17 protein-coding genes are annotated in these 18,768 nt (G+C 74.6%); 7 read left to right on the top strand and 10 right to left on the bottom strand.

Going from position 1 to position 18,768, the window contains the following annotated elements; all coding sequences use genetic code 11:
- Nucleotides 1-29: 29 nt before the first annotated feature.
- Nucleotides 30-1,004: a carbohydrate-binding protein gene (locus ABD223_RS28810; protein WP_344039723.1), complete on the bottom strand. Its 975-nt coding sequence runs from the start codon at nt 1,002-1,004 to the stop codon at nt 30-32.
- Nucleotides 1,005-1,577: 573 nt separating this feature from the next.
- Here ABD223_RS28810 and ABD223_RS28805 point away from each other — a divergent pair.
- Nucleotides 1,578-1,982: an SdpI family protein gene (locus ABD223_RS28805; RefSeq protein ID WP_344039722.1), complete on the top strand. Its 405-nt coding sequence runs from the start codon at nt 1,578-1,580 to the stop codon at nt 1,980-1,982.
- Here ABD223_RS28805 and ABD223_RS28800 read toward each other — a convergent pair.
- Genes ABD223_RS28800 through ABD223_RS28760 form a run of 9 tightly spaced genes read right to left on the bottom strand, consistent with a single transcriptional unit; the run spans nt 1,933 to nt 11,215 of the window.
- On the bottom strand, nt 1,933-3,600 hold the full coding sequence (locus ABD223_RS28800; RefSeq protein ID WP_344039721.1) for a Vgb family protein: 1,668 nt from the start codon (nt 3,598-3,600) through the stop codon (nt 1,933-1,935). The two genes, ABD223_RS28805 and ABD223_RS28800, sit on opposite strands and share 50 nt — an antisense overlap.
- Entirely contained in the window at nt 3,597-5,285 is a 1,689-nt protein-coding gene (locus tag ABD223_RS28795) for a GMC family oxidoreductase (RefSeq protein ID WP_344039720.1), read from the bottom strand. The genes ABD223_RS28800 and ABD223_RS28795 overlap by 4 nt, the downstream gene beginning before the upstream one ends.
- The gene (locus ABD223_RS28790) at nt 5,258-5,989 is read right to left on the bottom strand and encodes a 4'-phosphopantetheinyl transferase family protein (RefSeq protein WP_344039719.1); all 732 of its coding nucleotides are present in this window, start codon (nt 5,987-5,989) and stop codon (nt 5,258-5,260) included. The genes ABD223_RS28795 and ABD223_RS28790 overlap by 28 nt, the downstream gene beginning before the upstream one ends.
- A gap of 32 nt (nt 5,990-6,021) precedes the next feature.
- Complete coding sequence (locus ABD223_RS28785) at nt 6,022-6,777, bottom strand: thioesterase II family protein (RefSeq protein ID WP_344039718.1); 756 nt, start codon at nt 6,775-6,777, stop codon at nt 6,022-6,024.
- Nucleotides 6,765-7,781 (bottom strand): R2-like ligand-binding oxidase, encoded by a 1,017-nt coding sequence (locus ABD223_RS28780; protein ID WP_344039717.1) that lies wholly within the window; start codon nt 7,779-7,781, stop codon nt 6,765-6,767. The genes ABD223_RS28785 and ABD223_RS28780 overlap by 13 nt, the downstream gene beginning before the upstream one ends.
- Nucleotides 7,778-8,863, bottom strand: a complete 1,086-nt coding sequence (locus ABD223_RS28775; RefSeq protein WP_344039716.1) for an HAD-IIIC family phosphatase — start codon at nt 8,861-8,863, stop codon at nt 7,778-7,780. The genes ABD223_RS28780 and ABD223_RS28775 overlap by 4 nt, the downstream gene beginning before the upstream one ends.
- Nucleotides 8,860-10,065 (bottom strand): acyl-CoA dehydrogenase family protein, encoded by a 1,206-nt coding sequence (locus tag ABD223_RS28770; protein ID WP_344039715.1) that lies wholly within the window; start codon nt 10,063-10,065, stop codon nt 8,860-8,862. The genes ABD223_RS28775 and ABD223_RS28770 overlap by 4 nt, the downstream gene beginning before the upstream one ends.
- Nucleotides 10,062-10,334 carry a phosphopantetheine-binding protein gene (locus tag ABD223_RS28765; RefSeq protein ID WP_344039714.1) on the bottom strand — a complete coding sequence of 91 codons (273 nt, stop codon included), beginning with the start codon at nt 10,332-10,334 and terminating at the stop codon, nt 10,062-10,064. The genes ABD223_RS28770 and ABD223_RS28765 overlap by 4 nt, the downstream gene beginning before the upstream one ends.
- Nucleotides 10,335-10,369: 35 nt before the next feature.
- The gene (locus ABD223_RS28760) at nt 10,370-11,215 is read right to left on the bottom strand and encodes a 3-hydroxyacyl-CoA dehydrogenase family protein (protein ID WP_344039713.1); all 846 of its coding nucleotides are present in this window, start codon (nt 11,213-11,215) and stop codon (nt 10,370-10,372) included.
- A gap of 357 nt (nt 11,216-11,572) precedes the next feature.
- Here ABD223_RS28760 and ABD223_RS28755 point away from each other — a divergent pair, with 357 nt between their 5' ends.
- The 6 genes from ABD223_RS28755 to ABD223_RS28730 all read left to right on the top strand — a co-directional run bounded on the left by ABD223_RS28755 (nt 11,573) and on the right by ABD223_RS28730 (nt 18,762).
- On the top strand, nt 11,573-12,787 hold the full coding sequence (locus tag ABD223_RS28755; RefSeq protein ID WP_344039712.1) for a beta-ketoacyl-[acyl-carrier-protein] synthase family protein: 1,215 nt from the start codon (nt 11,573-11,575) through the stop codon (nt 12,785-12,787).
- 44 nt (nt 12,788-12,831) lie between these two features.
- Nucleotides 12,832-13,743 carry an acyl-ACP desaturase gene (locus tag ABD223_RS28750; RefSeq protein WP_344039711.1) on the top strand — a complete coding sequence of 304 codons (912 nt, stop codon included), beginning with the start codon at nt 12,832-12,834 and terminating at the stop codon, nt 13,741-13,743.
- A 59-nt stretch (nt 13,744-13,802) separates the two neighbouring features.
- A complete protein-coding gene (locus ABD223_RS28745; RefSeq protein WP_344039710.1) occupies nt 13,803-14,090 on the top strand; it encodes an acyl carrier protein in 288 nt (95 codons plus the stop codon).
- A gap of 161 nt (nt 14,091-14,251) precedes the next feature.
- Entirely contained in the window at nt 14,252-15,766 is a 1,515-nt protein-coding gene (locus ABD223_RS28740) for a glycosyltransferase family 39 protein (RefSeq protein ID WP_344039709.1), read from the top strand.
- Nucleotides 15,767-16,122: 356 nt separating this feature from the next.
- A complete protein-coding gene (locus tag ABD223_RS28735) occupies nt 16,123-16,779 on the top strand; it encodes a LuxR C-terminal-related transcriptional regulator (protein WP_344039708.1) in 657 nt (218 codons plus the stop codon).
- Between the two features lie 198 nt (nt 16,780-16,977).
- On the top strand, nt 16,978-18,762 hold the full coding sequence (locus tag ABD223_RS28730; protein WP_344039707.1) for a fatty acyl-AMP ligase: 1,785 nt from the start codon (nt 16,978-16,980) through the stop codon (nt 18,760-18,762).
- The last annotated feature ends 6 nt before the right edge of the window (nt 18,763-18,768 follow it).

Genomic DNA, 18,768 nt, shown 5'->3' with positions numbered 1-18,768 from the left:
CGGCGGGGCGCCGCACCGGATCACCGGGCTCAGTGCGTCACCTGCCAGTGGCTGTTCGCCGTTTGCAGGGTGAAGGACAGGCCGTAGCAGCCGAAGTCGGTGCTGTTGACGCTGCCGGGTGGCGTGACGTTCGAGTTGCTCGTGGTCAACGGGGTCCAGGTGCTGCCGAGCTTGATCTTGAGGTTGGCGGCGTGGTACTGGGTGCCGTAGGTCTCCGTGCAGTAGTGGCCCTCGCCCGTGGACGGGTTGTACTCGGTGTAGACCTCGAACATGCTCCAGCCGCCGTGCGTCTCGCTGAGCTTCGCGGTGTCGGCGCTGGTGAACAGCGCGTCCCAGCTGGAGGTCGTGTAGTTGTAGAGGTAGGCGGTCCAGGAGTTGGTCACCGCGTTGGTCTGCACGTCCAGCACCTCGTAGGCGGGCAGCCCCTGGAACGACGTGGTGTAGGTGCTCAGGAAGCCGGAGTCGATCCAGGCCACCGCGGCGAAGCCGGGCGAGGCGGCGCACCAGTCCCACGCGCCGACGCCGTTGCCGCCCTGCCAGTAGAACGTGGTCACCTCGATGCAGGTCTTCCCGCTCGGGACCAGCGTCGGGGCGTACACCACGTCGGGGTTGCCCGACGGGATGCTGATGCCGGGGTTGACGGTGTGGGTGGCCTGCGCCCCGATGGACGAGACGGTCGGGAACGCGCCCCAGACGACGTGCAGGGAGCCGCTCCACGGCGTGATGGTCGTGGTGTCGGACGTCGTGGCGTCGGAGGGCTTGGCGGCCTCGGGCCGACCGGCGCGGAGGGACTCACCGCGCTTGAGGACCCCCGCGCTGACCTGCGAACCGGCCGCGGCCCTCGCCGCTTCGCCGCGCACCGCGGGCACGAGCCTGCCGCTGACGGGCGAGTCCGGCGTCGGCGCGGTCACCTTGACCGGTTCGTCCGGTGTGGCGGCCGAGGAGGGGGAGGTGGGTGCGAGGAGCGCGCTCCCCGCGAGGAGGGCGACGGCGAGCAGGCGCACCGGTGACCGGCGCGATGACCTCGATAACGGCATTGCCTTCGTCTTCCTCTCAACAGGAGAACAGGCGCACCGCAGACGAAGAAGGACGCAGGTGACACGCCTGAATGTCCCCCCAGGACACTGCGGTACCCGAAGCCTGCCCGGGGAGGCCGGGATCAGCTAGAGGTCAATCGGCCGCTGTGCGTCGGGGCTGCGGTTCCCCGCAGTCCACCATCGGCGCGGACGGGGAAGCGGGCGACCTTGTACGTCCAAAGTGGACGGACAGGTGCCGATCCGCGAGCCCTTCGCGGGTGGCGGGCGCGGGTCGGGGCTCGCGGGTCGAAGTTCGGGGTTCGGGGGCTGCGGGTTGCGGGTACGGCACGGCCGATCGGGTGAACCGGCCCGCCCCGGAGGGCGCGCCGGACCGGCTCCGGCGCGACACCGACCGGCCGTCGCGAGCGGCTCGTGCGCGAGGCCTTCCGACGGGGGTTCTCCGGACGGCCCCGGGCGCTGTCCCCGGAACACGCGGCGCACCGTCCGCGGTGACGTTACGATGAGTATCGGGGGAGACACCGAGAGGGAGGAGGTGCCGGTGTGAGCTTGGTGCAGTTCCTCGGCACGACCGCGCAGCAGCAGCAGCCGGAACAGGTGCCGGGGTTGGCGATGGTGGTGCTGTTCGCCGTTCAGGGGGTGGCGGCGCTGTGCCTGTTCCTGATGGCCTACCTGGGCGCCAACGAGAAGTTGCCCCGCAACGCCTTCTTCGGCCTGCGCACCGACCAGTCCCGGGCCGACGACGCGACCTGGCGGCACGTCCACCGCGTGGCGGCGCCGTTCGCCTACGCCGCCGGAGCCGCGGCGATCGCCGGCCTGGGCGCGCTGGCGCTGACCACGGACCGGGCCGCCCTGTTCCTCGCCAGCCTGCTGATCACCAACGTGGTCGTGGTCGTGTTCATCGGGCTCGCGATGACGCACGGGCACCGGAACCTGCCCGTGGGCTGACCCGGCCCCGCGCCGGCAGCGCGCCGCGCAGGCGGTAGAGCGAGGCCGTGACGTCGGAGGTGAAGTAGACATCACCGCCCCCGCTCACCGCGACACCGGTGGGGACGTAGACCGGCGGGGTGTCCGGCACCGGCCGGAAGCCGATCGGCAGGCCGTCCCGGAGCGGGGCGAGCGCGCCCGAGCGCGGGTCGACCGCCACCAGCCGCGCGCGGCCGACCTCGGCGACGACCAGCGCCCCGCCGGGCGCGACGGCGAGCCCTTCCGGCTGGTCCAGGCCCGCCGCCACCGTCGAGCGGGCGCCGGTCGCCGCGTCCACGCGCGTGACCCGGCCGCCGGTCGTCTCGCTCACGTACACCGACCAGCCGCCGGCGGCGGCCATCATCGTCGGTCCGTCGAGGCCCTCCACCGCGGTGCGGCGCTCGCCGGTCACCGGGTCGACGCGCAGCAGCGAGCCCGAGCCGTGGGACGACACCAGGAGGTGGCCGTCCGGCAGGCGCACGACGTCCATGGGCGCGTCGAAGCCGCCGTGGGTGGCCCGCACGGACCCGGTGCGCCGGTCGAGCACCTGCACCGCGCCCGCGGTCCAGCCGGCCGTGGCGACCAGGTCGCCCGCCACGTCGACGCCCGTGGGGAACAGCAGGTCGGTGGCGTACATGCGGGCGGTGTCCCGGACCCGGTGCCCGCCGGCCCGCAGCCGGCGCAGCGCGAACCCGTCGGCGACGTGGAGCACCCCGTCCTCGCCCAGGGCCAGGTCGGCGGCGACCGCCAGGTCACCGGAGAGCACCGTGCGGGCGTCGCCGGTCGACGGGTCCAGCTCGGTGATCGAGTTGTCGGCCATGTTGGAGACGAAGAGCCGGTCGTCGGCGTCGAAGACCAGGTTGTCGATCCCGGGCGACTGCCGCGCCACGAGCACCCGGCCGCCCGCGTCCACGCGGTAGACGCCGCCGGTGCCGGTCTCCAGCGCGAACAGGCGGCCCGCCGAGTCGAAGGCGACCGCGCCCGGCGTGCGGAAGCCGCGCGCCACGGTCTCCACGACGCCGCGGTCCACGTCGATGCGCACGATCTCACCGCGCGACCACAGCGGCCCGTGCAGCCACCCGTCCGGGCCGAAGTCGAAGCCGTTCAGCCCGCCGAGGTCGCGCAGCACGGTGCGCGGCGGGCGGACACCGGCCGGGTCGAGCTCCAGCAGGGCGTCGGGGCCGAAGACCTGCGACGCGAACAGCCTGCCGTCGGGCGACCAGGCCACCGCGTTGACCCCGGGCAGCCCGGTCGCGAGCACGCGCACCGGCCCGCCCGGCGTCCGCGCGTGCACCCGGCCCGCGTTGGTGGAGGTCCAGGCGAGCGTGCCGTCCGGCCCCTCGTCGAGGTCGTCGGCCATGCCGGACGGCGGCGGCTCGACCACGCGCGTCGCGCCGGTCACCGGGTCCACCTCGTGGATCGCGGCCCCGATGACGCTGCCCGCCAGGAGCCTGCCGTCCCGGGTGACGGCCAGCCCGTGGACGCCGTGGAACGGCGAGGGCCTGGTCAGCTGCTCCAGGCGCACGGGCGACGCGGCGGCGGGGACGACCACCGCGCCGGCCAGGAGCACGACCGACAGGAACAGCGGCAGGCCCTTCACCCGGCCACCTCCGCCGCGGCGATCAGGTCCGCGGCCCGCTCCCCGACCAGCACCGACGGGGCGTGCGTGTGGCCGCGCACCAGCACGGGCATGACCGAGGCGTCGGCGACCCGCAGGCCCACCGTGCCCCGGACGCGCAGGTCGGGGTCGACCACCGACGCCGCGTCCCGGCCCATGCGGCAGGTGCCCACCGGGTGGTAGAGCGTCTGGCTCCGCGCCTCGATCAGGTCGCCGCCCACCGGGTCGGCGCGGTCCGGGTCGCGGTCCAGGTGGCGGGCCAGCGCGGGCGCGGCGAGGATCCGCTCGCACCACCGCAGCCCCGCGGTCAGCACCCGCCGGTCCTCGTCGTCCCCGAGGTAACCCGGGTCGATGCGGGGCACGGCCAGCGGGTCGGGCGAGACCAGCCGGATCGTCCCGGTGCTGCGCGGGCGCAGCAGCACCGCGCCGAGGGTGACCACGTGCCGGTCCGGCGGGGTCAGGCCGTCGTCGGAGAACGGGCCGGGCACGAACAGCAGCTCCAGGTCCGGCAGCGCCAACCGGGGGTCGCTGCGCGCGAAGGCGTAGGCCTCGGCGAGGTTGGAGGTCAGCATCCCGCGCCGCTCGGACAGGTAGCGGGCGACGTGGCGCAGGCCGGTCGCACCGGCCAGGGTGATCGGCTCCCGGCAGTCGGCGTGCACGAGGGTCACCAGGTGGTCCCGCAGCCCGCCGCCGACCTCGGGGGAGTGGTGGACCACCGGGACGCCCAGGTCGCGCAGCTGGGGCGCGGGGCCGACGCCGGACAGCAGCAGCAGGTGCGGCGAGTTGACCGCGCCGCCGCACAGCACCACCTCCCCGGTCGCGTGGACCCGGGTCCGCCGGCCCGCGCGCAGGTACTCGACCCCGACCGCGCGCCGCCCGCGGAACAGGACCCTGGTCACGTGGGCGTCGGTGAGCACGGTGAGGTTCGCCCGCCCGGCCGCCGGGCGCAGGTAGGCGTCCGCCGTGCTCCAGCGGCGACCGCCCCGCTGCGTGACCACGGCCTCCGCGGCGCCGTCCGGCTCCGCCCCGTTGGCCACCTCGTGCCGGGGCAGCCCCACCTGCGCGCACGCCGCCAGGTAAGCCGCGGTCAGCGGGTTCGGGTCCAGCTGGCGGCGCAGGCTCAGCGGGCCGCCGCGACCGTGGTGGGCGGCGATGGCCTCCTCCGCGCCCTCGATCCGCCGGAAGTACGGCTGGACGGCCCGGTGGCCCCACTGCTCGCCCGCGTGCTCGGCCCACTCGTCGTAGTCGGCGGGGTGCCCGCGCACCCACATCATGGCGTTGATGGCCGAGCTGCCGCCCAGCGCGCGGCCCCGCGGCCAGCGGATGCTGCGGCCGCCCAGGCGCGGTTGCGGCACGGTCCGGTAGGCCCAGTCCACCTCGCTGCCGAACAGGGTGGGGAACGCGGCGGGCACCCCGACCGCGTCGAGGTCGCGCCCCGGCCCGGCCTCCAGGACGAGCACCCGCCGGCCCGGGTGGGCGCTGAGCCGGGCGGCGAGCGGCGCGCCGGCCGAGCCCGCGCCCACCACCACGTAGTCGTACCGGACCGGGTCGTCGGTGGTTGGGCAGGTGGCCTGGTGGCAGGTCGCGGGGGCGTCGGTTGCCGGGTAGTCGGTGGCCTGGTCGTGGTCGTCCGGGGTGGTCAGCACGCGGGCCGCTCCCAGGTCCACCGGCGCACGCGCGGCGCCTCCCCGGGCACGGCCAGCGCGGCGACGTGCCGTGCGGAGGGCCTCAGCTCGCGCACCGCCCACCCCGGCGCCGGTTCGACCCGCCGGGGATCCACGTCCACGCTCGCCGGCGACCCGGACAGGCCGCGCCCGGTCGCCTTGAGGCAGCTCTCCTTGCACGTCCAGGTCCGCAGGAACAGCTCGGACCTGGCGGGCTCGGCGAGCCGGGCGAGGCGGTCCGCCTCCGCGCGGGTGAAGAACCTCCTGGCCAGCGCCAAGCCGCCCGGGAACGCGCGCAACGCCTCCACGTCGACCCCCACCGGGCCGTCCGCCGCGACGGCGACCACCGCGCACCCGTCGGTGTGCGACAGGTTGAACGACAGCCCGCCCCCGTCCAGCTCGGGCCGTCCCCACTCGCCCCGCACGAGCGCGATGCGCCGCGCGGGCCGGTCCAGGTAGCGCGACAGCACGTCGTGCAGCGCGCCGTGGGCCACCACGTGGTCGTGGCGCAGGCTCGCGGCGCCCAACCGGGCGGCCCGGTCGCGCTCGGCGTCCGGCAGCAGCGGCAGGCACGCCGCCGCGGCGCGCGCGCCACCGGACAGCGCCACCCGCCACACGTCCACCGCGCCGGGGGCCGCCGCGAGTCGCCGGGGGCCGGGAGGCCAGGCCGGCGCCACGAAGTCCGGAGCACCCGCACTCGTACCCATACCCGTACCCGCGACGACCAGCCCACCCGCGCTCACGACGTCCACGGCGCCAGCTCCTCCCGCACGTCGTCCAGCAGCCGCTTCCGCTCGTCGAGGACGAAGAAGTGCCCGCCGGGCAGGAACCTGGCGCGGAACCGGACCGAGGTCTGCCGCCGCCACCGCCAGACCTCCTCCGGCCGCGCCTTCGGGTCGCCCAGGCCGCCGAACGCGGTGATCGGGACGGGCAGCGGCGCCCACGTCCCGGCCGCGTGGGTCTCGTTCACCGCGAAGTCGGCCCGCAGGGTGGGCAGGAAGGCCCGCAGCAGCCAGGGCCGCGCCAGCAGCGCGTCCGGCGTGCCGCCCAGCTCGCGCAGCACCTCGGTGAAGCGCTCGTCGGACAGCTCGTGCACCCACGCCCGGGGCTCGCCGTCCTGCGGCGCCCGCCTGCCGGAGACCATCAGCAGCACGGGCGGCGGCAGCCCGCGCCGGATCAGCTCGCGCGCCACCTCGGTCACCACGAGCGCGCCGAGGCTGTGCCCGAACAGCGCGAACGGCACGTCCGGCGACAGCTCCGGCCCCATCGCGCCCACCACGCCGTCGACCAGGTCCTCCAGCCGGTCGACGGGCGGCTCGCCGAACCGGGACTCCCGCCCCGGCGGGTGGAGCGCCCGCACCCCGACGCACGCGGGCAGCTCCTGCGGCCAGTCGCGGAACACCGACGCGCCCGCCCCCGCGTGCGGGTAGCAGTACAGCCGGAACCGGTCGCCCCGGGACGGGGGCGCGGGCAGCCAGCGGTTCACGCGCGCCACGGCCCCCTCGGCCCGCCCCACCCGGTCTCGGCGGGCTCCGCGTCCTCCTCGGCGAAGGCGTCCTCCAGCCGCTCGGTCACGGTGTCGACCTCGACCAGGTGCACGGCCTTGCCGCGGGCGGCCCCGATCGCGGCGAGCCTGCGCTTGGCCCGGCCCGTCGCGTAGGTCATCAGCGCGCGCATCTCCAGCCCGAAGTACTCCGGCTGGTAGAGGTGGGTGGCGAACTGGATCTGCCGGATCGCGTGCGGCAGCAGCTCCCGCATCCGCCGCCGCGCGACCAGCCAGTTGGCCTCGTCGGCGGCGACGTGCCTGCGGCAGGTGTAGGTGCCCCAGGCCATGTGCCTGCGCTCGTCGTCCCCGATGCGCCGGATGATCTCCCGCATCCCGGGGAACATGCCCAGCCGCGCGCACATCCGGTTCCAGGCGAAGTACCCGGTCAGCGCCAGGGTCCCCTCGACGATGTGGTTGTAGGTGACCGAGGCGCGGACCTGGTTGGCGGGGCAGGGGTCCTCGGTGAGCGCGTTCAGCGACCGCGGCAGCTCCTCGTAGAAGATCGTCCGGTACCCGGGGTTGTCCGCCACGTGGTGGTTGAGGTCGCCGGTCTCGCCGACCGCGTCCAGCCAGCGGCGGAACACCTCGGTGTGCCGCGCCTCCTCGTAGCAGAACTGGGTCAGGTACATCTCGTCGCCGAGCCTGCCCTCGGCGGCCATCGCGGCCAGGAACGGCTGGAGGTCGTGGGTCACCGCCTCCTCGCCGGCGGCGAACATCGCGCACAGCCCGGAGAAGGCCTCCCGCGCGGCCTCGGGCAGGCGCCGCCAGTCCTCGGCGTCCTGCGAGAAGTCGATGGCGGACGGGTCCCAGGACCGGCGGTGGCCCTTGCCGAACAGCCGCAGCGGCACCGAGTCCCAGTCGAGCGACCGCGGGTCCAGCGAGCGGAACCGCTCCCGCCCGGGACCGGCGGCCGGGGCCGGGGCGAGCCGCGGTCGGGGTACGAGGTCGGTCACCGGTGCTCCTCCTCGACGACCACCCGCAGGTGGGAGGGGTCTTCCTGGATCGCGCCCGGCGACGCGGCCAGCAGCTGGACGCCGTCGCGCGAGCCCACCTCCTCGAAGCCCGCGAACCGGTAGGTCACGTACATGACCCGGTTGCGGTCGGAGGGCACGAACTCGGCGTGCAGCGCCGCGCCCGCGGCGGCGGCGCGGCGCACGACGTGGTTGAGCAGCACCGTGCCCACGCCGCGCGACATCACGCGGCACGACATCAGCAGCAGCTTGAGCAGCCAGGCGGGCGACCCGGTGCGGACCAGGGCCAGCCCGATGGTGCCGTAGGAGCCGTAGCGGTCCTCCAGCTCGGCCACCAGCAACAGGTGGTCGGACGAGCGGGCCAGCTCGGCCAGCTCGGCGTGGGAGTAGGTGACGCCGGTGGAGTTGAGCTGGTGCGTGCGGATGGTCAGCTCCTCGGCGCGGCGCAGGTCCTCCTCCCGGGCCACGCGGATGGTGAAGACCATGTCCAGGGTGGCGAGGAACTCGGTGGCGGTGCCGGTGAAGTCCTCCTCGGCGGCGGTGCGCTCGATGCCGCTGCGGTACATCCACCGGCGCTGCCGCGACTCCGGGGTGACGAACCGCGGGGTGAACTCCGGCCGGTCCGGCAGCGTGGCGACCTCGGCCGCGTCCACGCAGGTGACCTGCGGGTGGGCGAAGGCGACCTCGTCGAGCTCGAACGGCTGGTCGTCGACGAACGCCAGGGCGTCCAGGCCGATGTTGAGCGCGGCGGCGATCCTGGGCAGCGCGGCGGACTTCGGGCCCCACGAGACCTGCGGGTGCAGGAAGTACTCGGCCAGCCCGCAGCGCTCCAGCTGCCGCAGGGCGGTCTCGGGGTCGTTGCGGCTGGCGACGGAGTGCAGGACGCCGCGCTCGTCGAGCGCCACGATCGTGTCGCGGACCAGCGGCCGGACCTCGACCTCGCCGTCCTCCAGCAGGATCCCGTCCCAGACGGTGTTGTCCAGGTCCCACACCACGCACTTGACCCGGCCGCGGCGGTCCTCGGCCGCGGCGACCGGCCCGGCCTGCGGTGAAGTCCTCGTCATGCGATCTCCCAACGGGTGGTCTCGTCCGGGGGAAGGCCCTGGAGGGGCACTGCCGGGCTCGCGGACCGCGGCACGCCACCGGTGCGGCAGACGTCCTCGGCGATCAGGTTCTCGTGCACCTGGCTGCTGCCCTCGATGATCTCCATGACCTTGGCGTCCCGGTAGTAGCGGGCCGCCGGGTGGCCGTCCACGCAGCCGACCGCGCCGTGGACCTGCACCGCGTCCGACGCCGCGCGGGCCGCGACGCCGGCGGCGAAGTACTTGGCGGCGCAGGTCGCCACCAGGGTGCCCGGGTCGCCCTCGTCCTTGAGCCGGCCCGCCCGCAGGCACAGCAGCCGCGCCGCCTCGGTGTCCACCGCCATCCGCGTGATCATCCGCCGGACCAGCTGGTGGTCCTTGAGCAGCGCGCCGCCCTGGCGCCGGGTGGCGGCGTGCGCGGCGGAGATCTCCAGGCAGCCCTGGGCGATGCCCACGCAGCCCGCGGCGACGCTGTAGCGGCCGACGTCCAGCGCGCCGGTGATCACGTTCAGGCCCGTGCCGGGGCCGCCGACCAGGGCCTCGGGGCCGACCCGGCAGCCGATCAGGGTGATCTCGGCGAGCATGCCCGCGCGCGTGCCGAGGACGTCGCGGACGGGTGCGCGCCGCACCGCCGGGTCGGCGGCCTCCACGAGGAACGCGCCGATGCCCGCGCCGGTGCGGGCGAAGACGAGCAGCAGGTCGGCGACCTGCCCGAAGGTGATCCACCTCTTGTGCCCGGTGATGACGTACCCGCCGCGTCCGTCCTCCTCCGCGGTCGCGGCCAGGCCGGTCACGTCGCTGCCCGCGCCGCTCTCGGTGAGGCAGAACGCGCCGAGGGCGGAGCCGTCGGCCAGCGGGCCGAGCCACCGCTCCCGCGCCGCGTCGCCGCCCCACCGGTGCACGGCGAAGGCGACCATGCTGTGCACGGTCAGCAGGCTGCGCAGCGAGGAGCAGCCGCGCCCGACCTCCTCGTGCAGCGCGCCGAGGCCCACCATGTCCAGGGGGAGCGGGCCGTCGGGCAGCACCGCGCCGAGGTAGCCGCGCGCGGCCACCTCCGCGACCACGTCCGGCGGGACCGCGCCCGCCAGGTCGAAGTCCCCCGCCCGGGGGATGACCACCTCGTCCACGAAGGAGCGGAAGGCGGCCCGCGACGCGTCGGCGCCCGTGGCCGCCACCGCCCTCATGCGGTGGCCTCCTGCGGAACCGGCTCCCGGGCGGGTGAGAGGCGGTCGACGAGGTCGCTGATCGCGGAGACGCTGCGGAAGTTCTCCCGCCGCAGCTCGTCGTTGGGCACGCGCAACCCGAACCGGTTCTCCACGAACATCACCAGTTCCATGGCGAACAGCGAGTTCACGAAGCCCAGTTCGAAGAAGTCCTGGTCGTCGCCCAGTTCGACCTTGGGCATCTTGCCCCGGACGAACTGCCCGACGACGGCGCGGGTGTCCTCGGCCATGCTCTGCTCTTCCCTTCGCGGTGGTGGTCGGACGGTCAGCTGTAGTCGTAGAAGCCCTTGCCCGACTTCCGCCCGTGCAGACCGGCGGCCACCATCTGCTTGAGCAGCGGGCAGGGCCGGTACTTGCTGTCGTTGAAGCTGTCGTGCAGCACCTCGATGCTCTGGAGGATCGTGTCCAGCCCGATCAGGTCGGCGGTGGCCAGCGGACCCATGGGGTGCCCGAAGCACGACCGGAAGATTCGGTCGACGTCCTCGGCGGGCGCGACCCGGTCCTGCACCAGGAACACGGCCTCGTTGATGGTGAGCATGAGGACCCGGTTGGACACGAAACCCGGCGCGTCGTCGACCAGGACTCCTTCCTTGCCGACCTCGCCGAGCAACGCCAGCGCGGTGTCCACGGTGGACTGCGCGGTGTGCCAACCGCGGATGACCTCGACGGTGTGCTTCATCGGCACCGGGTTCATGAAGTGGATGCCCAGCACCAGCTCCGGGCGCTCGGTGGCCGAGGCGATGCGGGTGATCGGGATCGCGGAGGTGTTCGCCGCGAACGGCGTGGTCTCCCGGCAGATGCCGTCCAGCCGCGGGTACACCTCCCGCTTGAGGTCCCAGTCCTCGGTGATGTTCTCCACCACGAAGTCCACATCGGACAACGCCTCCAGCTCGGTGGCGTAGGCGACCCGCTCGGCCATGCCGTCGCGGCCACCGGCGGAGCCCGCGCCGAGCAGGTGCCCGAAGCGCTCGTACCGGCGCACCTCCTCCTCCGCCCTGACCAGCGCCTCCTTCGACCGGTCGACAAGCACCACGTGGTGCCCGTGCTCGGCGAAGTTCTGCGCCACCCCGGTGCCCATGACACCGGCGCCGACCACTCCCAGCCTCGTCATGCCCTCGTCCACCCCCTGCTCTCGCGCCGGCGATCTTCCCGGCCGAGCCTAGGTTCGGCGCGCGGCGCTCCACATCGGTCGCCGGGACGGAATCGCGTCATCCCTTCCGCCGAGCCGCGACCCGTTCGGAGTGCTGGTCGCGCCATCACCGCCGGGTGGTGCGGAAAGGGGACTCCCGGCCGTTGGCCGCGCCGGGCGGGCGCGGTTACTGTCGGTCGGCCGGGATCCTCCACACCGGACGTCATCCCGATCGCGCCGACGCCGGTGCGCCCGCGGCGGGGAACCGCCGGCGGAGGACACCCGGCGGCACGCGGTGCAACCGAGGACCGCGCGCCGCGGTCGAGAGGGGATCGCGCCATGGTTTCCGAAGTTCCGGTGGTGGTGACCGGGGTCGGCATGACCACGCCGCTCGGCGGTGACGTCACCTCCAGCTGGGCCGCGCTGCTGGCGGGCGAGTCCGGTGCGACGCCGCTGGCCGAGGAGTGGGCGGCGCGGCTGCCCGTCCGCTTCGCCGCCCAGCTGCGCAAGCAGCCGACCGACGTGCTCGGCCGGACCGAGGCCCGCCGCCTGGACCGCAGCCAGCAGGTCGCCGTGGTGGCCGCGCGGGAGGCGTGGGCCGACGCGGGCGCGCCCGGGGTGGACCCGGTCCGGCTGGCGGTCGCCTTCGGCACCGGCATCGGCGGCGCGCTCACCATGCTCGACCAGGACGACCTGCTGGAGCAGCGGGGCCCGCGCAGGCTCTCGCCGTTCACCGTGCCCATGCTGATGCCCAACGCGGCGGCGGGCGCGGTGAGCATCGACCTGGGCGCGCGCGGCGGGGCCCACGCGCCCGCCAGCGCGTGCGCCTCCGGAGCGGAGGCGCTGGCCGTCGGCCTCGCCCTGATCCGCTCCGGCCGCGCCGACGCGGTGGTCGCCGGCGGCACCGACGCCTGCCTGCACCCGCTGTCCATCTCCGGGTTCGCCCAGATGGGGGCGCTGTCCACGAAGAACGACACCCCCGAGGCGGCCTCGCGGCCCTTCGACGTCGACCGCGACGGCTTCGTCATGGCCGAGGGCTCGGGCGCGCTGGTGCTGGAGCGGGCCGACTTCGCCGCGGCCCGGGGCGCCCGCGCCTACGCGACGTTCGCGGGCGCCGGCGTGACCAGCGACGGCCGCGACATGACCCGCCCCGACGTGGACGGCCAGCTGCGGGCCGTGCGCGCGGCGCTGGAGACCGCCGGGCTGTCCGCCCGGGACGTCGACCACGTCAACGCCCACGCCACCGGCACGCCGCAGGGCGACGCCGTGGAGGCGCGGGGCATCGAGCTGGGTGTCGGCACGCACCCGCTGGTCACCGCCACCAAGTCGATGACCGGCCACCTGCTCGGCGCGGCGGGCGCGGTGGAGGCGATCTTCACCGTGCTGACCCTGCACGAGGGCGTCGTGCCCGCCACCCGCAACCTCGACCGGCCGGACGCGGAGCTGCGCTTCGAGGTGGTCCGGGACCAGCCGAGGCAGGTCCCGGTGGCGGCGGCGCTGTCCAACTCGTTCGGGTTCGGCGGCCACAACGTGGTGCTCGCCTTCACCCGCTGAGACCCCGCCCGCCGAACCCGCCCGCGAACCCCTGAGGAGCACCGTTGCCCATCGACGTGCTGAGGGAACTGGAACCGGTCGTCGCGGCCAACCTCGACCGCCACCTCGCGGTGGCCAAGGAGTGGATGCCGCACGAGTACGTGCCGTGGAGCCGCGGCCGGGACTTCACCGCGGAGCCGTGGGAACCCGGGCAGACCACGCTGGACGCGGTCGCCCGGGTGTCGCTGGAGGTCAACCTCCTCACCGAGGACAACCTGCCCAGCTACCACCACGAGATCGCCACCCGCTTCGGCCGCGACGGCGCCTGGGGCACCTGGGTGGCCCGCTGGACCGCGGAGGAGGGCAGGCACGCGATGTGCATCCGCGACTACCTGCTCACCACCCGGGCGCTGGACCCCGACGCCCTGGAGCGCGGGCGCATGGCGGTGATGCAGTCCGGCCACCGCAGCGAGCGGCTGTCCCCGCTGGAGTCGCTGGTCTACGTCTCCTTCCAGGAGCTGGCGACCCGCGTCGCGCACCGCAACACCGGCCACCACATCGACGAACCGGTCATCCGGCGCCTGCTGCGGCGGGTGGCCGCCGACGAGAACCTGCACATGGTCTTCTACCGGTCGCTGGTCTCGGCGGCGCTGGAGCTCGACCCCTCCGCGGTGGTGCGGGCCATCTGCTCGGAGGTCCGGGACTTCGCCATGCCGGGCACGATGATCCCGGGCTTCACCCGCAAGGCCCTCCTCATCGCCGGCGCCGGCATCTACGACCTGCGCATCCACCACGACGAGGTGGTCCTGCCGCTGCTGCGCCAGTGGGGCGTGTTCGACCTGACCGGCCTGGACGCGGAGGCGGAGGAGGCCCGCGACCGCCTCGCCGGCTTCCTGGCGGGCCTCGACCGCGCGGCGGGCCTCCAGCGGGAGCGGCTGGCCCGGGTCACCGCCCGCGGCGCCGCGGCCGTGAACTGAAGCAGCGCGAACCCAACGGCTCGAACCCGCGCGAACCCGACCCGAAGAGAGGACACCCGATGACCCAGTCGAACGAGGAGATCCTGAGCGCCGTGGCGGAGATCGTGGCCGACACCCTCAACGTCCCCGTCGCCGCCGTCGTGCCCGGCACCAGGTTCGCGGAGGACCTGGACGTCGACTCCCTCACCATGGTGGAGCTGGCCGTCGTCCTCCAGGACCGCTTCGACCTGGAGCTGTCCGACGACGAGCTGAAGGACCTGAACACCGTGCAGGACGTCGTGGAGCACATCACCGCCCACGACGGGATGGCGGTGGGCGGCGCGGGGGAGAGCGCCGTCCCGGCCTGACCGCGGCCCGGGGCATCGACACGATGTGACACGGACGGGTGATGGTCGCACGCGAGCGGGCGAAGAACCGACCTCGCGGCCCGCACCCGTGCCACCCTGCTGGAAACCCGGCCCCGGTGCGCGCCGGCGTCACCCACCGTCCCACGAATGGCTGTGAGGGCATGTCCTACGCCGGTTCACCCACCCGTTCCCAACTCCCGCCCGCCGACCCGAGCCCCGCGCCGCCGCGCTTCGCCGCCGGCCCCGTCGCCGTCGTGCTCGTCGCCGCGGTCGCGGCCCTGCTGGCCACCGCGGGCCGCTACGGCTACCACCGGGACGAGCTGTACTTCCGGGTGGCGGGCCGCCACCTCGACTGGGGCTACGTCGACCAGCCGCCGCTGGTGCCCCTGCTGGGCCGCCTCACCACCGCGGTGCTGGGCGACGGCCTGACGGCCTTCCGCGTGCCCGCCGCGCTGCTGACCGCCCTGACGGTCCTGCTGGCCGCCCTGATCGCCCGGGAGCTCGGCGGCGCCGCGACCGGCCAGGTGCTCGCCGCGGTGGCGGTGGCCGCCAGCCCCTACGTGCTGGCCACCGGCCACCTGCTGCACACCCAGACCGCCGTGCTCGCCGTGGGCGCCGCCGTGTGCTGGGCCGCGGTCCGCGCGCTGCGCTCGGCGGACCGCCGCTGGTGGCTCGTGGTCGGCGCGCTGACCGGCGTGGGCGTCTACGCCAGCTACCTGATCCTGCTGCTGGTCGGCGTGCTGCTGGTGTCGCTGCTGGTCACCCGCACGTTCGCGCCGCTGCGCAGCCCGTGGCCGTGGGCGGGCGCCGGGCTGGCCGCGGTGCTGGCCGCGCCCGCGCTGGGGTGGCAGGTCGCGCACGGCTGGCCGCAGTGGACGATGGCGGACCGGATCTCCGAGGGCAACGAGGGCCAGTGGTTGGAGACCCTGTTCTACCAGTTCGTGCTCGCCGGGCCGCTGCTGTTCCCGGTGGCCGTCGCGGGGCTGGTGGGGCTGCTGCGCAGGCCGGGGTGGCGGCCGGTGCGGGCGATGGCCGTGGCCTACCCGCTGATGCTGGCGCTCGTCGTGCTCGCCGGCGGCAACTCGTACTACCCCGGCCCGTTCCTGGTGGTCCTGCTGGCGGCGGGCGGCGTCGTCGCGGCCGACTGGGCGGCGCGCGCGGTGTGGCGCCGGGCCCTGCTCGCGCTCGCGGTGGCCGCGAGCGTCGTGCTGTCCGCGCTGTTCTCCCTGCCGCTGCTGCCCGAGCGGGTGGTGGCCGACAGCGGGCTCGACGAGCTGAACGAGACCGCCGCCGAGCAGATCGGGTGGCCCGGCCTGGTGGAGCGCACGGCCGAGGTCTACCGGTCGCTGCCCGAGACCGACCGCGCCCGCGCGTACGTCCTCGCCTGGAACTACGGCGAGGCGGGCGCCCTCGACCGGTACGGCGCGGAGCACGGCCTGCCGCGCGCCTACAGCGGCCACAACTCCTACCTCGGCTGGGGCGAGCCCGAACCGGGCCGCGACGTGGTGGTGGCGGTCGGCGTCCCCGAGGAGGTGGCGCGGGCGTGGTTCACCCGGTGCGAGGTCAAGGCCCACGTCGACCCGGGTGAGGGCGTGGACAACGAGGAGCAGGGGAAGCCGATCGCGGTCTGCGCCGGGCCGCGCGTGCCCTGGTCGGAGATGGCGCACGTCTCCTGACATCTGCCCGATAGGACGTTTCCCGGTCGGGCGCGTCACCACCCAGGGGGAGGGTTGTCCGCCGAGGAGGCCGGTGCACGTCCGTCGAAAGAATGAGGTCATGCCGATTCGAACGGTTGACGGCCGCTGGGGCGGTCACGCTGTGTTTTGATCGTTTTCCCACCCGTGGCGTTCCGGCGAACGGGCCGGTGGTGGGGTGGTGGGGCCGGTGCTAGCTTCGGAATTCCTGCGGGCGGGTCGTCTCCCGGCGATCGGTCACCGGGCGTGGCCGGTTTCCCGCCGCCGTGGAGGGGTCTCCACCCGTCAGGACCACCGACCCGTTCCCCAGCGAATCTGCGGAGGCGCAGTTGTCCGTCATGGCGAGACGTCGAATCGATGTGGTGCTGGTGGACGAGGAAGACCTGTCCCGCAGGGGGTTCACCGCGGCGCTCAACGAGGAGCCGGACATCCGCGTGGTGGCCGACACGGGGTCCGCGGTCGACGCGGTGCCCCTGGTGGAGCGGTACCGGCCCGACGTGGTGCTCACCGACGTGGGCGCGCCGGGCGCCGAGGCGGTGGAGCTGACCAGGCGGCTCACCTGCGCCCGCACCGCGCCCGCGGTGATGCTGCTGACCAGCGCGGGTCGGGAGGACGTGCTGTTCTCGGCGCTGCGGGCCGGCGCGAGCGGCTTCCTGCTGAAGAAGACGTCCCTGCCCGAGTTGAGCCAGGCCATCCGCGCGGTCGCCGCCGGCCAGGCGGTGATCTGCCCGCCCATGACCAGGCTGCTGCTCGACCGGCTGGGCACCCTGCCCGTCGCGCGCCGCGCCTCCACCGAGGCGTGGTCGCGGCTCAGCGCCCGGGAGCTGGACGTGCTGCGCGCCCTGGCGGGCGGCCGGTCGAACCAGGAGATCGCGCAGGAATTGCACCTCAGCGTGGCCACCGTGAAATCCCACATCTCCAACCTGCTGGGGAAATTGGAACTGCGCAACCGGGTCGAGGCGGCGCTGTTCGTCTACCAGAACAGCCTGTCGTAGTCCGTTAATCCGTCGAAAGTATGAGCGCCGACCGTACTCCCGGGGTGTTCGGGCCCGGGAACAAGGACCACGTCTTTCCGGAGTGAAGGCGGTTGTCCCGGGATACGGCGCGGTGTGGAATTCAAGGGCGATCACCGTCGTCGCCGGATCACCGATCCGCAGGAACCGCCTTTCCGCTCGCGCCCCTGGAGTTCCGCGATGCCACCAGAAACACCCGCCGCCCCGGACGTCGATCCCCGAACGCTGGTCGACGTGCTGCGGGCACGAGCCGCGGCCGAGCCGGACCGGCGCATGTTCACCTACCTCGGCGAGGACCAGGAGGTCGCGGCGTCGCTCACCACCGCCGAGCTGGACCGCCGCGCCCGGGCGATCGCCGCGGAGCTGCGGGAGTGCGCGGAACCGGGCGACCGGGCGCTGCTGCACTACGGGCCGGGGCTGGAGTTCGTGTCGGCCTTCTTCGGGTGCCTCTACGCGGGCCTCATCGCCGTCCCGGTCGCGCCCCTGGAGGCGGGCCGCCGCGACATCCGCAACAAGCGCCTGCCCGCCATCGCGCGCAGCGCCACGCCCCGCGTGGTGATGTCCACCGCGGCGTCGCTGCTCGACGTGGGACCGGAGCTGAAGGCGACCGAGGGCCTGGAGGACGCGGAGCGGTTCGCCTCCGACCTCGTCGACGTGGGGCGCGCCGCGTCCTGGGAGGACCCGGCGGCCGACCCGTCCCGGCCCGCCTACCTCCAGTACTCCTCGGGCTCGACCGGCGCCCCGAAGGGCGTGGTGCTCACCCACCGGGCGGTGCTGAGCAACCTGGCGCTGATCCACGAGAACGGCTCCCGCGACGCGGGCGACGGCCGCACCGGGCCGCCCGCCGTGCTGTGGTTGCCGCTGTTCCACGACATGGGTCTGGTCAACGGCATCCTCCAGCCGCTGTTCGCGGGCTACGACGTGACGCTGATGTCGCCGCTGTCGTTCGTGCACCGGCCCTTCACCTGGCTCTGGGAGATCACCCGCGCGGGGCGGGCGCTGAGCGTGGCCCCGAACTTCGCCTTCGACCTGTGCGTGCGCCGGGTGACCGAGCGGCAGCGGGCCCGCCTGGACCTGAGCGGGTGGGAGCTGGCCGCGGTCGGTGCCGAACCGGTGCGCGCGGACACGCTGGACCGGTTCTGCGCGGCGTTCGGCCCGGTCGGCTTCCGCCGCGAGGTGTTCTTCCCCTGCTACGGGCTGGCCGAGTCCACGGTGATGGTCAGCGGCGGACCGGCGGGGCGGGAGCCGGTGGTGCGCGCGTTCGACGCCGGGTCGCTGGCCAGGTCCAGGGTCCGGTCGGCGACGCCCGGCGCGCCCTCCCGCGCCCTGGTCGGCTGCGGGCAGATCCAGCCGACCATGCGGGTGGTGGTCGTGGACCCGGCCACCGGCGAGGTCGCCGCGCCCGACGAGGTGGGCGAGGTCCTGGTCGCGGGCGACAGCGTCGGCTCCGGCTACTGGAACGCGCCCGACCAGGACGAGTTCACCTTCCGGGCGCGCGTGCCCGGCCACGGCGACCAGGACTTCCTGCGCACCGGCGACCTCGGGTTCGTGCTCGACGGCCAGCTGTTCATCACCGGCCGCCGCAAGGACGTGATCATCCTCGACGGCCTCAACTACTACCCGCACGACGTGGAGCACACCGCGGCCGGCAGCCACCCCGCGGTGCGGGAGCGGTTCTGCTGCGCGTTCTCCGTCGACGACGGCCAGAGCGAAGGGCTCGTGGTCCTGGCCGAGATCGCGGGCCCCCTGCCCGCGCAGGGCGACGGCGAGCCCGAGGACGGCGACGCCGAGGAGGTCCGGCGGGCCATCCGGCGGGCCGTCACCGCCGAGCACGGCGTGCCCGTGCGGGACGTGGTGCTGCTGCGCGCGGGCAGCCTGCCCTTCACCAGCAGCGGCAAGGTGAAGCGGCTGGAGTGCCGCGAGCGCTACCTCGCCGACCGCTTCGCCGCGCGGCCCGCGGTCTGAGCGCCG

Source organism: Saccharothrix xinjiangensis, from assembly GCF_039527585.1.
Taxonomy (GTDB): Bacteria; Actinomycetota; Actinomycetes; order Mycobacteriales; family Pseudonocardiaceae; genus Actinosynnema; species Actinosynnema xinjiangensis.
This window is presented reverse-complemented; position numbering and strand designations above follow the sequence as displayed.

Excerpts from the sequence above, each read along its gene's own strand:
- ABD223_RS28790 (WP_344039719.1), bottom strand. The coding sequence starts at position 5,989 with ATGGGTACGAGTGCGGGTGCTCCGGACTTCGTGGCGCCGGCCTGGCCT.
- ABD223_RS28775 (WP_344039716.1), bottom strand. The coding sequence starts at position 8,863 with ATGACGAGGACTTCACCGCAGGCCGGGCCGGTCGCCGCGGCCGAGGAC.
- ABD223_RS28770 (WP_344039715.1), bottom strand. The coding sequence starts at position 10,065 with ATGAGGGCGGTGGCGGCCACGGGCGCCGACGCGTCGCGGGCCGCCTTC.
- ABD223_RS28765 (WP_344039714.1), bottom strand. The coding sequence starts at position 10,334 with ATGGCCGAGGACACCCGCGCCGTCGTCGGGCAGTTCGTCCGGGGCAAG.
- ABD223_RS28760 (WP_344039713.1), bottom strand. The coding sequence starts at position 11,215 with ATGACGAGGCTGGGAGTGGTCGGCGCCGGTGTCATGGGCACCGGGGTG.
- ABD223_RS28755 (WP_344039712.1), top strand. The coding sequence starts at position 11,573 with ATGGTTTCCGAAGTTCCGGTGGTGGTGACCGGGGTCGGCATGACCACG.
- ABD223_RS28745 (WP_344039710.1), top strand. The coding sequence starts at position 13,803 with ATGACCCAGTCGAACGAGGAGATCCTGAGCGCCGTGGCGGAGATCGTG.
- ABD223_RS28740 (WP_344039709.1), top strand. The coding sequence starts at position 14,252 with ATGTCCTACGCCGGTTCACCCACCCGTTCCCAACTCCCGCCCGCCGAC.
- ABD223_RS28735 (WP_344039708.1), top strand. The coding sequence starts at position 16,123 with ATGGCGAGACGTCGAATCGATGTGGTGCTGGTGGACGAGGAAGACCTG.
- ABD223_RS28730 (WP_344039707.1), top strand. The coding sequence starts at position 16,978 with ATGCCACCAGAAACACCCGCCGCCCCGGACGTCGATCCCCGAACGCTG.